Here is a 1832-nt window from a genome sequence, read left to right as displayed (position 1 = left end):
TGGCCAGGCCGGCGCGGAATCCTTCCGGTTCATCAGTATTGAGCTGCGCGAGCCGGACAAGGAACTGCTGCGCAGCGGCGCCAAGACCGTCCGGGAAGCAGACGCGGTCCTGGTCAACCGCGCCGAGGGACGCGCCTACGAAGCTGTCGTGGACCTGGATTCCGGCATCGTCTCGACATGGACCCAGCTCGCCGAGAACGTCCACCCGCCCTTCATGCTCGACGAATTCGCCGAAGGCGAAGAAGCCTGCCGCAAGAACCCCGAAGTCCAGGCCGCCCTCGCCAAGCGCGGCATCACCAACATGGACCTCGTCTGCTTCGAACCCTGGTCCGTGGGCTACTTCGGCGAAGACAACGAAGGCCGCCGCCTGATGCGCGCCCTGGTCTTCGTCCGCCAGGAAGCCGAGGACAGCCCCTACGCCCACCCGATCGAGAACTTCATCGTCATCGTCGACCTGAACTCCGGCGACGTCGTCAAACTCGAAGACGACCAGGCCATCCCCGTCCCGTCCGCCTCCGGCAACTACCTGCCCAAATACGTCGGACCCGCCCGCACCGACCTCAAACCCATCTCCATCACCCAACCCGAAGGCGCCTCCTTCACCGTCACCGGAAACCACGTCCAATGGGCCGACTGGACCTTCCGCGTCGGCTTCACCCCCCGCGAAGGCCTGGTCCTGCACCAGCTGAAGTTCCGCAACAAAGGCGTCGAACGTCCCGTGATCAACCGCGCCTCACTCTCCGAAATGGTCGTCCCGTACGGCGACACCGCCCCCGTCCAGGCCAAAAAGAACGCCTTCGACTCCGGCGAATACAACATCGGCAACATGGCCAACTCCCTCACCCTGGGCTGCGACTGCACCGGAGAGATCAAATACTTCGACGGGATCACCGCCGACAGCCTCGGCAACCCCCTCACCATCGAAAACGCCATCTGCATGCACGAAGAAGACGACTCCATCCTCTGGAAGCACTTCGACTTCCGCGAAGGCACCACCGAAACCCGCCGCAGCCGCAAACTCGTCATCTCCTTCATCGCCACCGTCGCGAACTACGAATACGCCTTCTACTGGCACCTGTTCCTCGACGGCAGCATCGAATTCCTCGTCAAAGCCACCGGCATCCTCTCCACCGCCGGCCAGAAACCCGGCGAGAAAACCCCCTACGGCCAGGCCCTGAACAACGACGGCCTCTACGCCCCCATCCACCAGCACATGTTCAACGTCCGCATGGACTTCGAAATCGACGGCCCCAACAACGCCGTCTACGAAGTCGACATGGAAATCCCCGAGCACAACCCCACCCACACCGCCTTCAAAGCCGTGGACCGGCTCCTCGAAACCGAACAAGCCGCCATCCGCAAAACCGACTCCGCCAAACACCGCTTCTGGAAGATCGCCAACCACGAAAGCCGCAACATCGTGGACGAACCGGTCGCCTACCGCCTGATCCCCACCGACGGCATCCAGCTCGCCGCCGGCGACGAGTCCTACGTCAGCAAACGCGCCCAGTTCGCCCGCAACAACCTCTGGGTCACCGCCTACGACCGGACCGAACGCTTCGCAGCCGGCGAATACCCCAACCAAGCCACCGGCGCCGACGACGGCCTGCACATCTGGACCCAAAAAGACCGGAACATCGTCGACCAAGACCTCGTCGTCTGGTACACCTTCGGCATGCACCACGTCGTCCGCCTCGAAGACTGGCCCATCATGCCCCGCCAAAACATCGGCTTCATGCTCGAACCCCACGGCTTCTTCGACCAAAACCCCACCCTCAACCTCCCCACCAAAATCGAACCCACCACCACCAACACCGACAAGTGCTGCAGCA

General features: G+C 62.9%; 1 protein-coding gene. It reads left to right on the top strand.

The genetic code is table 11. The features are described from left to right. Positions 1–1832: primary-amine oxidase (locus NFC73_RS20650; RefSeq protein ID WP_254753346.1), on the top strand; the 1832-nt coding region annotated here is incomplete at both ends.

The sequence above is a fragment of the Pseudarthrobacter humi genome, assembly GCF_024294965.1.
In the GTDB taxonomy this organism is placed as follows: domain Bacteria; phylum Actinomycetota; class Actinomycetes; order Actinomycetales; family Micrococcaceae; genus Arthrobacter; species Arthrobacter humi.
Note: the sequence above shows the minus strand (reverse complement) of the source record. Positions and strands in the feature narration are given on the sequence as shown.